Here is a 12,384-nt window from a genome sequence, read left to right on the forward strand (position 1 = left end):
CTGTAAAATCCGACAATAATAAAAGATGGGTACCGTGATAGTTGATACTTCAGATCAAAAAATGCTTTTAATGGAGATGTTCTATCACCATGGCAGAAGCTCCTCCACCGCCATTGCAGATCCCGGCACAGCCAAAGGTTCCGCCGGTTTTCTTCAGGGCATGGATCAGGGTGACTATAATACGTGCTCCTGAACAGCCGATGGGATGCCCGAGACTGACGGCGCCTCCATGGATGTTAACTTTCTCAGGATCAAGTTCCATGAGCTGGTTATTGGCCAGGGAAACCACTGAAAATGCCTCGTTGATTTCAAAGAGATCAATCTCTTCTTTCTTTATCCCCGCCCGTTTCATTGCTTTGGGCATGGCATCAGACGGGGCTGTGGTAAACCATTCGGGCTGTTTGGCCGCGCTGGCCTGGCTGAGTATCCGTGCCAGGGGCTCAAGACCCAGTTCATTTGCTTTCTCTTCGCTCATGAGTAAAACAGCTGCAGCGCCGTCATTGATACTGCTGGCATTGGCCGCAGTGACCGTTCCGTCCTCGCTGAAGACCGGGCGCAATTTCGGGATCTTTTCGAAATTGACGCGTTCCAGTTCTTCGTCCATACGGTTTTTGGTGACGTTGCCTTTGCGGTCTGTTACTTTCATTTCAATGATTTCATCCTTAAAACCACCGTCTTTGTGAGCCTGCATAGCCCGTTTGTAGGAGGTGATGGCAAAATCATCCTGATCTTCTCGGCTGAAATGACATTCGGAGGCACAAATTTCGGCGGCATTTCCCATGTGGAAATCATTATATACATCCCACAGACCATCCTTGATGATGCCATCCTCTGCTTGTGCGTGTCCGAGCTTCGATCCAAACCGGTGTTTGGAGAGGTAGTAGGGGACATTGCTCATGCTTTCCATACCTCCGGCAGCAATAATGTCAGCTTCACCCAGCTGAATCTGGTTGGCGGCAATCATAACAGCCTTCATCCCCGATGCACAGACTTTATTGACGGTCGTTGCAGGTGTGCGCTCCGATAATCCGGCCTTCAGGGCTGCCTGACGAGCCGGAGCCTGCCCGATGCCGGCCGTCAGCACATTGCCAAATACGACCTCCTGTACGTGGTCGGGTTTGATACCGGAGCTTTTAATTACTTCCGTGATGGTTACCGCTCCGAGTTCGGGAGCCGAGAAGGAGGAAAGGAGGCCTCCGAAAGATCCGATTGGTGTTCGTTTAGCTTCGACGATAACAACATTTCTCATGGTATTGATCCCCTTTGCCGTTAAAAATAGGATGAAGGTGCACCGTACAGCGTATAAGGTAAAAAGAGGCAGCCACAAAAGGAAGCAGGAAGGGCTGTTCCTCCGGGTGTTTGGTTCTACCCAAAAGCCTGTGCGAGGTCCTCAATAAGATCTTCGGCGTCTTCGATGCCCACCGACAGGCGAATGAGAGAATCCTTGAGCCCCGCTTTTTCACGAACTTCCCTTGGAATGGAAGCATGGGTCATGGAGGCGGGATGGCTGATTAGTGATTCTACTCCGCCCAGGCTCTCTGCAAGGGTAAAAATGGAGGTTTGGCTCATAAAATTGTGGGCTTTTTCCTGGGAATCATCCTTCAGGGAGAACGAAATCATGGCCCCGAAATCGTCCATCTGTTTTTTTGCAATATCATGCTGTTTATGGGAGCGAAGGCCCGGATAGATGGTTTGGTCGACCTGCGGATGGTCCTGCAGGAAGGAAGCAATTTCTTTGGCATTCTCAACCGACTGGCGCATGCGAACCGATAGCGTCTTGATGCCCCGCAGGGTAAGATAGCAATCCATGGGACCGGGTACGGCACCGGTGGTTTTGACCTGGAACCGTAGTTTTTCCATTACTTCTTCATCAGAAGTGGCTACGGCGCCACCGATGACATCCGAGTGCCCCCCGAGGTATTTGGTGGTAGAATGCAGCACCATGTCGGATCCGAGCGTCAGCGGCCGCTGAAGGTAAGGCGATGCAAAAGTGTTATCTACCACAGAAAGGATCTCATGCTCGCGGGCAAAGTTTGTAAGTGCTTCAATATCAACAATGCGGAGCAGGGGATTGGTGGGCGTCTCTATCCACAGAAGCTTGGTGTTATCAGTTTGGGCCTGTTCAACCTCGGAGAGGCTGGTCATGTCAACAAAGGAGAAATCAATGCCCATGGGTTCAAATACCTGGGTGAACAGGCGGTATGTTCCTCCATACAGGTCATTGGAGGCTATAATATGGTCGTCGGGACGAAACATTTTCAGGACCGCATCAATAGCTGCACATCCACTGGCAAAACAGGCGCACTGATCGGCATCCTCCAGCCCGGCAATCAATTTTTCCAGGGCCGTGCGGGTAGGGTTGCCTACACGTGCATAATCATAACCCTTATTCACATTGGGCGCTTGCTGTGCATACGTAGATGTTTGGAAAATCGGGGGCATGACAGCGCCGGAAGTTTCTTCCGGTTGCTGCCCGGCATGGATCGTTTTGGTATTGAATTTCATGTTAAAGCGATTTAGAAATTAGCTTTTGCTTCTTCTGCTTTTGTCTTCATTCCCAGGTAACTGTAGGTCCGATAAAGATATTCCCACAGGCGTTTTGAAGGCTTCTGCCGGCTAAGCTGTTCCAGCAGCGGCACCGATGACGATATGCTCTGTTGGATCATGCGACGGATATCCGCTTCATTCTCATCCCGGAGATGGGGCAGTAGTCGTTGATACTGGGCTGCCCTGTTCTGATAAAATTGTGCCGTCTTGTATAACACCTGGGCATTATTGGGCTGCCTGTTCAGAATTTGCCTGTAATGATGCTCGGCACGGCCAAAAAGGGAGTCGGCCGTAGAAAAGACGGCAGTGTTAAAATTATCCTTTTCTTCCAGTTCCGTTACCATGGCTATGACCTGTTCCCGCCCGGCCTTATAAAATTCGGAGGCCAGAGAATACTGGTATTTGGTATTTCCCGGTTTTCTGTTATGTAGCTGAAGCAGCAGTTGAATCGCATTATGATGATTCCCGGCTTCAATATAGGCATTGGATAACCCATGCATTAGATTAAAACTGTGCCTGTGCCGGGCTCTTGCTTCTTCATAGGTCTGAATGGCCTTTGCCAGTTGTTCCGTTTCTACATACAGGTAAGCCAACGACTCCAGGAGGTCTACCGGCAGCGGGGTTACATTTTGCCGGGCATATTCCAGAACTGTAATAGCTCGCCGGGGCTCGTTCCCCTTGTAATACATCCGGCTTCCTAGCTTATAGGAAATGAGGCTGTCGGGCATAATCGCTATTGCATTATTGAAATAGAGGGCGGCCTGACGGTAGTCTTCGCTGGAAGAGGCATTTTTCGAAGCCTGTATACCCTGGTTGTGTTCTTCGCTCCAGGCGATCTTTTGAAGCTTGTAATAGTGCTGGGTGTCCAGTCGTGCCACTGGACGGGACTCAAATAAGCTGTCTGCTTTTTGGAGGATGATTTCCGCCTTGCTGTACAGAGGTGTCCGGCGGGAGGGCTGCTCCTTTGCCTGAGCCCATCTTATCAACAGGGATCCTTTTTCGTAATAGAGCGCGGAGTTGGCAGGAGCAGACTCCAGCTGCTTGTCGATCGCTGAAATACGTTGTTCAAGTTGTGCTTCAGAAAGTTTATCTGAAGCCGCTGTGGGTGCCTTGTCGAAGGTGTTTTTAGAGACAGAGCATCCAAAAAAGAACCCGAATGCAAGCACAAGGCTTGCCATTCGGGTATAAATAGTAATCATATAGAGCCAACTGATTTATTGCATTCCGGCTTTTTCCATCGCTTCCTGTGCTTTCTCATCCATGCCCAGTGCCGTGTAGATGCTGAACAGGCTTTTCCAGTATCCCTGATTGTTGGGTTTGATTTCTGCAGCTCGCTCGTAGTTTTTCATGGCTTCCTGCAGCAGGCTGCGTCCCTGTTTATCGAGCTCTGCAGCCTTGGCATTGTCCGTCGTTCGATTTCGCTTGTCGAAGATGGCTTTTGCCTTGTTCTGGTAGATAATACCCAGGGTGTTGTAGGCTGCATCGTCATTGGGACGGTATTCGAGCACGGTATTCAGCTCTTCTTCCGCTTTATTGGTCAGCTCATCAATTCTGGACTGCAGCTGTGCATTTTCCTGTTCCAGGCTGGTGATCTGTTGCTGAATATTCTGCTTTTCAGCCCCGCCGCTGCTGTTGAGTTTCTGCTGCAGCTGCAGGATCTGGTTGGAGTTTTGTGAGAGACTGTCGTTCAGGGTGAGTGCCTGCTGGTAAATCTGCGTTCCGAGTACAAGGTGAAATTGCGGATTGTCCGGTTCCTGTTCAACGAGTTTTTCAACGGTTGAAATGGCTTTTTCCGGCTCGCCGATCCGCTGATAAGCATCAGCAAGGTTGGATACAATCTCCTGGTTTTCGGGAAATTGCTCGTAAGCATCTTCGAGGGCCGTCACGACGGCCTGTTGGTTGTCAAGCTGGTAGTTATAACTGGCCAGCTGCAGGTAATCATTGGCTTCCAGGGTCGTATCCTGAACCATGGAAATGTATTTCTCTTTGGCACTGGCCGCTTCCTCAAAGTTTTGATTCATGGCCGCTACCTGGGAGAGGACGTTCCAGGAAAGGAGGCTGTCGGGCTGAATGATCGTAGCATTTTTCAAATGCTGCATTGATTTCTCAAGCGGCTGATTGACGGCCTGCTTCAGGCTGTCGTCGGTGGCCAGTTCAACCGCACGGTTGTGTTCTGTTTGCCAGAGCACGTTTTTGACAGCGTTAATGCGTTCAACTTCGCCGGGCACATCCTCAGACTCGGCCGCCAGTTCCTGAGCTTTTGTAAAGGCGGCATTCATTTCCTTGTAGGTTTCAGCACGGGCCTCAGGATCTTCTTCGGCACCGGCTATTTCTCCCAGTGCAACTCCCTTGTAATAGTACCCCAGTGGATCTTGTGGGTTTGTTTGTATAGATTCTTCGGCGGCAGCAAGTGCTTCCTCAAAATTCTGACTTTCAATGTTAGACTGCGCTTTATCAGCCAGTGGGTTGGAGCTTCCGCAACCAACCAGAACGCCGATAAGTAGTGTTAACAGTACGTGAGGTAATTTTTTTATTAACATGATGATATATTTCTATAATATTCTATATTAAGATCCATTAAGTCGAAAGGGAAAGTAACCATATATCGCCCTTTCTGCAATATTATCAATTAGAAATTGTTATATTGTGGCGCTGTTTTCATAATTTTTTTAATTGATCTGAGATAATGCATGTTTGGAACGAGTGATTTTAAAGTACATACGAAAAACGGCTTTGAATATTTAAATATCCAAGCCGAAAACCCTGATGCACAGCACTTGGTTCTGCTGCACGGGATGTTTGGCGGGTTGAGTAATTATGATCCCCTCCTTAAAAAGATACAGGGCTATACTATTTTTGTTCCTAAAATTCCTATTTATGAATTGGGAGTAAGAGAAATTTCGATCAGCAGGCTCACCCAATGGCTGCGTTCTTTTTGTAAGGAATTGAACATAGAGCAGCCGGTTCTTCTCGGTAATTCCATGGGGGGGCATCTGGCGCTCGACTATACCCGCAAGTACCCGGATGAGGTTGCTGCTTTAGTGTTGACGGGCAGTTCCGGGCTCCTTGAGAAGGATTTTGGTTCTACCTTCCCGCGGCGCAAGGATCGCAACTTTATCCGCAAGCAGGCCAATCTTACGTTCTACGAAGATCTTATTGACGACACGGTGATGGACGAAATTATGAAGGTCGTAAAATCGCCCTCCAAACTGACCAAGCTGCTGGCCCTTACCCGTGATACTCATTCTTACAACATGGAAAAGTATCTTCCGGAGATTAACCAGGAGGTACTTCTTATCTGGGGAAAACAGGACGAAATTACACCGCCCGAGGTTGCCCATATGTTTTTGGAAAAAATACCCAATGCCGAACTGCACTGGATTGACAAGTGCGGGCATGCACCCATGATGGAGCATCCCACCCAGTTTGCCACCCTGCTAAAGGATTTTTTGGACCGATTGGAAGACAATCCCAATTCTAAAACAAGAAACTATGAAGAAGATCATCCACAGCTCTGATGCCCCCGATGCTATTGGACCCTACAGCCAGGCGGTTGTTCATGGCGACCTGGTGTATTGTTCCGGTCAGATCGGACTGGATCCCGAGACGATGGAGTTTGCGGGCCCGGATGTGGCCTCGCAGGCCAGGCAGGTGATGGAAAACCTGAAGGCCGTTTTAGGGGAAGCCGGATCAGATTTTAGCAAAGTTATAAAGTGTGGAATCTATCTTGCTGACATGGACGATTTTGCGACTGTCAATGAAATATACGGTCGCTATTTTGAAAGCGAACCTCCCGCGCGCGAGACGGTAGCGGTTAAAACTCTTCCCAAAAATTGCAAGGTTGAAGTTGGCTGCACGGCCTATATTTAAGCGGGACTTGCTCCACCGGTGGCTTTTCTTGTTTCCGGTCCCTGCAGGCTGGTATCCGTCCGTAACAAATGGAAAAGGGGATATGGGTAATCAGGGGAATTAACCGCAACACAAGGGAGTAGCGGGATATGTGTATTCGGGCAAGAAAGCCGGTCTCATTGGCCCAAGTGAAACATTTGTTCTGTTTTATTCCCCATCCGGTCATAAATTTCAACCTGGATATCCATCGATGAAGAGGGCTGAAACCGGGGGTGGTAGTACACAATCCGCCCATCTTCGGGTTCGTACTCGCCGAGGCCGCGCTGGCCGTTGACGGAAATCCTGGTGCGTTTTTCATCAATGCCGGAGAGCTGGTCCGAAGCATTTATGTAGATCAGCCATTGGCCGTCGGGACGCTGGTGCAGGCGCGGACGGCTTAGCCTGGGAGGTTCCCGGTCTCTTCTGCTGATGAAGGTTCCCAGGGTGTTCGTCTCTGCAATCATATGGGAATCCGTGAAACGCGTGGGGATCCAGTACCAGCGGTTATATCGTTTGTTGTGCTTGTAGAACGCTAACTTTGAGGTATCCGTTAACATGGAATCCCGTTCGACCATAAGCGTATATTCTTTATTGAGGGGGTAGGCCTCCGGTCCCACGATGACACGAATGGAGTCGGTGCTGAATCTTTCTGCAGACAAGGTAACGGAAACGGTATCATAAAAGGAATGCTTTGGAAAGAGAGCCATGGCCTGCCGGTTTACCGAAGTGATTAAGCCCCTGTGTTCCGGCTGCATCCTGTGAAAAATGGTGGGACTCATCCCGGGAATATTCATAAAAAAGTTATCCAGGAGGTCTAAATCGACGATGATGTTTTCCCCGTGAGAAGTCAGCCTCCATGGGTCGGGTGTGGCTACGGTAAGTTCACTGTAATCCTCTTCGGGGATGAGAACCCAATTGTCGAACCAGCGCCAGTTGTTAATATCAATTTCGCGTATTTTTTTGGGGAAAAAGCGTGGCTGACCGCCGGTAAAACGGGGGGTGGACCGTTCATGCACCCGCAGAGTGAGGAAGGCCCTGCTTTTATTGCCGAAATAATCGGTAGCCGTGATTTCCACTGCGTGCTCGCCGGCAGACAGTGCCAGCTGTCCCTTCCGGCCGTCGGTCTGATAGAAGGAGAGGGTGTTGCCGTCAGCCACAAAAAGCCGCTGGTATGCCTGTCCCGACGATCGCAGGAGAGGATAGACGCGGTCAATAAACATCTGGTTGGTCTCGGCATAAGAGAAACTGTCGACTTTGGAACGAAACAGCTCGCGACCGTCAACCGACATGGACAGTTCATAAACAGCATAGGCATTGGATACCCCGTTTGATTGATCATAAGCATTGAGGCCAAGTCCAACACGTCCCGAAACATCAAAAGTACCAAAGTGGTAGCTCCCGTTTTGCCGGCGTGGTCGCCGGGTATGTATTTGTTTCCGTCCTTCAACAAAGGATCCGGGAGCGAGCGGTTCGACAGAAAGTCCTGTAATTTTGGGAGCGATGTTGTCGCGTACCGTAAGATTGGTCTTAAGGGGATTAAAGGGGCGCTGATCGGGTGTGCGGAGCTCGAAGTGCAAATGGGGCGGTCCGATGCCGGAGGCACCGCTGTAGGCGATGAGATCTCCCTGCTTTACCCGAATATTTTCGGCTTCGACCACGCGATCAAAAGAAGGGACATAATTTTCAGCGAAGCGAAGGGAGTCTGAAAATTGCTGCAGTCTGTCATTAAAGCTCATCAGGTGGGCATACACCGAGAACGACCCGTCGTCATGTTTCAAATAGATCACCTTGCCGTAACCGCGGGGACCGACGGCCAGGCGGTGTACTACTCCGTCGCGCGTGGCGTAGATCTCATAGCCTTTTCGTCCCCATGTTTTGATATCCAGGGCGGCATGAAAATGTCCCGTTCGTGTTTCTGCAAAAGTAGAGGTTAAATGATGGCTGGCATTGGTGGGCCAGAGGTAGGTGGCTTCCGAAGGGTCGAAACGCTGGTTAGGCTGAGCTGTAATACTGAGGGGAAACAGTATTACAATCAAAGAGAGCAGAATGATTTTTTTCATAATCTATTGTACCTCCATGGTCAAATGAACTGATAGAGAATCCAGGGACGCTTCAATGGAGTCGCCGCTTTCAACAGGGGAAACTCCCTCAGGGGTTCCAGTGAAAATAAGGTCGCCGGCCCGGAGGGTGAATATGTCTGAGAGGTAGCTGATGAGCCTGGCCACGGGGAAAATCATCAGCCGGGTATTGGACCGCTGTCGAATTTCTTTGTTGACGCTCAGGGATAATTCCAGCTGCTGGGGATCCTTCACGCGGCTGCTGTCGATAAAGGAACTGAGGGGGGCAAAGGTATCAAACCCCTTGGCAACCGACCAGGGATGGCCTTTTTCTTTTGCCCGCCTTTGGATGTCGCGGGCGGTAAGATCAATTCCTACGGCGTAGCCGGCTACATGAGAAAGGGCCTCTTCCTCTTCAATATGTTTCCCGCCTTTCCCAATAGCTACGACCAGCTCAACTTCATGGTGAACCTCACTGCTTTGCCGGGGCAGCACCACGGGGCCCTCAAAGGTAACACTGCTGACGGGCTTGAGAAAAACGAGGGGCTGTTCCGGTACCTCATGCTCAAGTTCCCGGGCATGAGCGACGTAGTTACGTCCGATACAGAAGATCGAGCCAACGCTGAGATGTGGTAAGCCAGGTAGTTTTTTAGGTTCCATAGAGGGTAATATAAAAAAGCCTCGGTCTCTATGGAAACCAAGGCTTTAAAAAAAATACCAAAAATTAACGTTATGCGATGGGCTCTACGCTTACGTACTTGCGTCCACCGGATCGCACCCGGAACATTACCTGCCCGTCTTCTTTCGCAAAGAGGGTATCGTCCTTGCCACGGCCTACATTCTCACCGGGATGGAATTTGGTTCCCCGCTGACGAACGATGATGTGACCGGCGCGAACTTTCTCTCCGCCATATTTCTTTACGCCCAGCCGCTTGGATATCGAATCGCGACCGTTCTTTGTCGAACCTTGTCCTTTCTTATGTGCCATAACTATCAGAAATTTTTATTCTTCTTCGGATGATGATTGCTCTTGAGAACCTGATGCAACAGAAATAGTATTGATTTCAATCTGTGACATCGGTTGACGGTGCCCTCGCTTTACGCGGTAGCCCTTGCGACGTTTCTTTTTAAAGACAATGACTTTGTCTGATTTCACATTGTCCAGCAGGGTAGCTTCAACAGTAGCACCTTCAACCGCAGGCTTGCCGACCGTTACCTCTCCGTTGTCATTGATTAACAGAACCCGATCGAATGTTAATGCCTGATCGACCTCATCACTTTGTTTATCCACAAACAGGACATCGCCTTCGGAGACGCGATACTGATGCCCACCTATTTCTACAACTGCGTACATCTAATTGATTATTTTGTGTTATAAATATTCTTTTACAAGAGACTCCAAATATAAGCGTTTCAAAGCTGAAAGCAAAGCAAAAAATTAGATGAACAAAAGAGTCAAAAGTGGTATGTTAAACGGAAAGTGATTTTTAACGGTAACAGATAAGCGTGATGGATAAAAAACTACCGAATTTACACGAACAGGCTTTTATGTTCAAAAATACAAAACGTCTGCAGCATGACGGCGGACGGGCATGGATCAAGGATTCTCAGCTCCACGAGGCCCGCAAGGACGCCAACGGCCGGTTGAATACCATTCATCAGAAAAAGGATGCCGACCTGATAGAAGAGGCCGGCGAGCAAGAAAAGCCCTCGATATAATTCAGGGGAAGTTTATTTGGGTACAGAAAGAAATGTTGGCCTCCAAGATTGTAGAGAGTGGCGGCTGAAGTGTTTTCATTATAACTCTACTTATATCAGGCAGTATGCGATACATTAGGCTTCGGGCATGGATTCTCTTCACCGCGATGGTTGTACTGCTTATCCTGATGTTTAAATGGTCGTCGGATGACCGTGCTATCTTCAAGAGCGCTTCAACCGTTAGTGATCCTGTCATAACGGAAACCTATCCCGATCTGTATGAGACCATATTTCAGCGCGAAGCCACCGGGCTGCTCCCTTTTCTTTCTCATCGCAGTGATAGCATTCGCAGCCAGGCCTGGCGGGCACTGGCCGCTACGCCTGTAGATTCGCTGGCCCCGTTTGTGGAGCTGGCCGGGCAGCAAAATTCGGAAGCCGGGTGGTTTGCGATCAGCAAGCAAGGCATGGGAGAACAGCAGCTCAGAAATTTGGAACGGCAGTGGGAGCAGCATCCGAACCAGCGTGCCGGTATCGCGCGGGTATTGGGGCAGCAGGGCGATCGCCGGAGCCTGGACTTCCTGCTCTCGGCTCTGGATACCGACATTGCCGGGAATTCCCACTACGCCCTCGCTCTAAGCAGGCTGCTGCTCCGGTATGAAGTGCGTGAAGAGGTACAAATCAGGATTTTGCAGAAAGCTTTTGACCTGACTGAGCAAGCTGTACGGCGGGCCTACCTCTATGGATGGTACCGGGGAGCAAAGAGCCCGCTTGAGGGAGCCGCCCGCGATACGCTGATGAGCCGCTGGAGAGAACAGGGGATGGGGATTAGTGAGACGCTCGATCAGTATGTGAACCGGATATTTCCGGGGCAGACCACCTATACGATCACCAATTTTTACAATGGTGAGCAGGATTTGGAGCACGAAGTACAGCTCGCTGTCGAGCTGGCCATGTCGGTCAAAAAGGTGAATATGAACAGCCGGAACTCGCTGGCTGCGAAAATATTGCTTATGCATCCTAACGTACAGGTCCAGAAACAGACCCTGCAGAGTATCAGCAGTAAAATAAGCAGGGGCGATGACCTCTACAGCTATATAACCAAGACCATAATCCCCGATACGCTGGGTTCGCAGGGCGTCTGGCTTGAAGCCCTGAATACTGTCAGTAACATCGACACCTCAGTGGTGGAAAAGCACATCGCCCGTGTTAACCGGCTGGCAGAGAATGAGCCCTACCTCTTACCGGCTGCAATGGAACTTTACCGCTCGGTCTATTCAACGGAGGAATACCTTCAGCACATTGGTGAATTTATTGATCAGGGTGAGCCGCTGCCTGCAATGTATGCGGTGCAGAGCCTGGCCGACTTCTGGCAAGGGACGGATGATGAAGAGCGGACCAGCGAGATTGTTCAGCAGGTTCGGACCCTCATTTTTGAGGCATTATCCCTGAATGACCGTGGAACAACCGTCCAGGCTGCGGCTCTGCTGGAAGAGGAGGAGTTGTTTAATACGGACGATTTTGACCGGATAAACCGGTCGTTGGTTGCTTTTTCCCTGCCGGAGGATAGGGAAGTTTATCAGCGGTTTGGATCGCTTTACAAGGAACGGTTTGAAGAGCAGGGACGGCCGGTCGTTGATTCGCTGTCGGTCCTGGGATACCGTTCGCTGAACCGCTCGCTTGCTGCAGACGGCTGGACCATACGCAGCCATGGCGAGATTCAGAGCCGTTTCAGGGTCCCCGACTGGGAGCGGCTCTGGGAGCTGGGAAGCAAGCCTTCGTGGACACTCCGTACCGAAAAGGGAGATATTGTCATTCAGCTGAACACGCTTAAGGCACCGGCTACCGTTTCAGCTATTGACAGTTTGAGCCGGGCCGGGGCCTATGATGGAATCCCTTTCCATCGGGTCGTACCAAACTTTGTGATACAGGGAGGAGATATGGAGCGCCGTGATGGATTCGGGGGGACGGGCTTTCGACTTCCCACCGAACCTTCGGGAACTGGATTTTTGCGGGGGACGGCCGGCATTGCCAGTGCAGGCATCGACACGGAAGGAGGGCAGTATTTTATTATGCACCAGTGGAGTCCGCACCTCAATGGAAACTATACCTCCATCGGCAGCGTTATCGACGGAATGGAGGTGGTTGAGCGTATTGAAGTAGGAGACAAGGTTCTGTCCACCACCTGGTACTGACA

At 50.2% G+C, this 12,384-nt stretch carries 12 protein-coding genes; 4 read left to right on the forward strand and 8 right to left on the reverse strand.

The annotated features are described in order from the left end of the window. Positions 1-67 precede the first annotated feature (67 nt). The 4 genes from FN808_RS12895 to FN808_RS12910 all read right to left on the reverse strand — a co-directional run bounded on the left by FN808_RS12895 (position 68) and on the right by FN808_RS12910 (position 5,087). Positions 68-1,249, reverse strand: a complete 1,182-nt coding sequence (locus FN808_RS12895; protein ID WP_142715015.1) for an acetyl-CoA C-acyltransferase — start codon at positions 1,247-1,249, stop codon at positions 68-70. Between the two features lie 116 nt (positions 1,250-1,365). Beyond that, on the reverse strand, positions 1,366-2,505 hold the full coding sequence (locus tag FN808_RS12900) for a cystathionine gamma-synthase (protein ID WP_142715016.1): 1,140 nt from the start codon (positions 2,503-2,505) through the stop codon (positions 1,366-1,368). A gap of 11 nt (positions 2,506-2,516) precedes the next feature. Beyond that, positions 2,517-3,746, reverse strand: coding sequence for a tetratricopeptide repeat protein (locus FN808_RS12905; protein ID WP_185958398.1), 1,230 nt, complete (start codon positions 3,744-3,746; stop codon positions 2,517-2,519). A gap of 15 nt (positions 3,747-3,761) precedes the next feature. After that, entirely contained in the window at positions 3,762-5,087 is a 1,326-nt protein-coding gene (locus tag FN808_RS12910; RefSeq protein ID WP_142715018.1) for a tetratricopeptide repeat protein, read from the reverse strand. Positions 5,088-5,237: 150 nt separating this feature from the next. Here FN808_RS12910 and FN808_RS12915 point away from each other — a divergent pair, with 150 nt between their 5' ends. Next, positions 5,238-6,065: an alpha/beta fold hydrolase gene (locus FN808_RS12915; protein WP_142715019.1), complete on the forward strand. Its 828-nt coding sequence runs from the start codon at positions 5,238-5,240 to the stop codon at positions 6,063-6,065. Beyond that, positions 6,040-6,417, forward strand: coding sequence for a RidA family protein (locus tag FN808_RS12920; RefSeq protein ID WP_142715020.1), 378 nt, complete (start codon positions 6,040-6,042; stop codon positions 6,415-6,417). The genes FN808_RS12915 and FN808_RS12920 overlap by 26 nt, the downstream gene beginning before the upstream one ends. A gap of 155 nt (positions 6,418-6,572) precedes the next feature. Here the strand turns inward: FN808_RS12920 and FN808_RS12925 are convergent, their stop codons facing one another. The 4 genes from FN808_RS12925 to rplU form a co-directional block, all read right to left on the reverse strand. Further along, the gene (locus FN808_RS12925; RefSeq protein WP_142715021.1) at positions 6,573-8,495 is read right to left on the reverse strand and encodes a M23 family metallopeptidase; all 1,923 of its coding nucleotides are present in this window, start codon (positions 8,493-8,495) and stop codon (positions 6,573-6,575) included. A gap of 3 nt (positions 8,496-8,498) precedes the next feature. After that, positions 8,499-9,152 (reverse strand): fumarylacetoacetate hydrolase family protein, encoded by a 654-nt coding sequence (locus FN808_RS12930; RefSeq protein ID WP_142715022.1) that lies wholly within the window; start codon positions 9,150-9,152, stop codon positions 8,499-8,501. Between the two features lie 70 nt (positions 9,153-9,222). Then, positions 9,223-9,480, reverse strand: a complete 258-nt coding sequence (rpmA, locus tag FN808_RS12935) for a 50S ribosomal protein L27 (protein ID WP_142715023.1) — start codon at positions 9,478-9,480, stop codon at positions 9,223-9,225. Between the two features lie 15 nt (positions 9,481-9,495). Next, complete coding sequence (rplU, locus tag FN808_RS12940; protein ID WP_142715024.1) at positions 9,496-9,846, reverse strand: 50S ribosomal protein L21; 351 nt, start codon at positions 9,844-9,846, stop codon at positions 9,496-9,498. A 155-nt stretch (positions 9,847-10,001) separates the two neighbouring features. Here rplU and FN808_RS12945 point away from each other — a divergent pair, with 155 nt between their 5' ends. Together FN808_RS12945 and FN808_RS19120 are read left to right on the forward strand one after the other, a co-directional pair. Beyond that, the gene (locus FN808_RS12945; protein WP_142715025.1) at positions 10,002-10,211 is read left to right on the forward strand and encodes a hypothetical protein; all 210 of its coding nucleotides are present in this window, start codon (positions 10,002-10,004) and stop codon (positions 10,209-10,211) included. A 104-nt stretch (positions 10,212-10,315) separates the two neighbouring features. Continuing rightward, a complete protein-coding gene (locus FN808_RS19120; RefSeq protein ID WP_221930045.1) occupies positions 10,316-12,382 on the forward strand; it encodes a peptidylprolyl isomerase in 2,067 nt (688 codons plus the stop codon). Positions 12,383-12,384 lie beyond the last annotated feature (2 nt).

The sequence above is a fragment of the Fodinibius sediminis genome (genome assembly GCF_900182555.1).
Taxonomy (GTDB): Bacteria; Bacteroidota; Rhodothermia; order Balneolales; family Balneolaceae; genus Fodinibius; species Fodinibius sediminis.

Coding starts and splice junctions, on each gene's coding strand:
- FN808_RS12895 (WP_142715015.1), bottom strand. CDS start 1,249: ATGAGAAATGTTGTTATCGTCGAAGCTAAACGAACACCAATCGGATCT.
- FN808_RS12900 (WP_142715016.1), bottom strand. CDS start 2,505: ATGAAATTCAATACCAAAACGATCCATGCCGGGCAGCAACCGGAAGAA.
- FN808_RS12905 (WP_185958398.1), bottom strand. CDS start 3,746: ATGATTACTATTTATACCCGAATGGCAAGCCTTGTGCTTGCATTCGGG.
- FN808_RS12910 (WP_142715018.1), bottom strand. CDS start 5,087: ATGTTAATAAAAAAATTACCTCACGTACTGTTAACACTACTTATCGGC.
- FN808_RS12915 (WP_142715019.1), top strand. CDS start 5,238: ATGTTTGGAACGAGTGATTTTAAAGTACATACGAAAAACGGCTTTGAA.
- FN808_RS12920 (WP_142715020.1), top strand. CDS start 6,040: ATGAAGAAGATCATCCACAGCTCTGATGCCCCCGATGCTATTGGACCC.
- FN808_RS12925 (WP_142715021.1), bottom strand. CDS start 8,495: ATGAAAAAAATCATTCTGCTCTCTTTGATTGTAATACTGTTTCCCCTC.
- FN808_RS12930 (WP_142715022.1), bottom strand. CDS start 9,152: ATGGAACCTAAAAAACTACCTGGCTTACCACATCTCAGCGTTGGCTCG.
- rpmA (WP_142715023.1), bottom strand. CDS start 9,480: ATGGCACATAAGAAAGGACAAGGTTCGACAAAGAACGGTCGCGATTCG.
- rplU (WP_142715024.1), bottom strand. CDS start 9,846: ATGTACGCAGTTGTAGAAATAGGTGGGCATCAGTATCGCGTCTCCGAA.
- FN808_RS12945 (WP_142715025.1), top strand. CDS start 10,002: ATGGATAAAAAACTACCGAATTTACACGAACAGGCTTTTATGTTCAAA.
- FN808_RS19120 (WP_221930045.1), top strand. CDS start 10,316: ATGCGATACATTAGGCTTCGGGCATGGATTCTCTTCACCGCGATGGTT.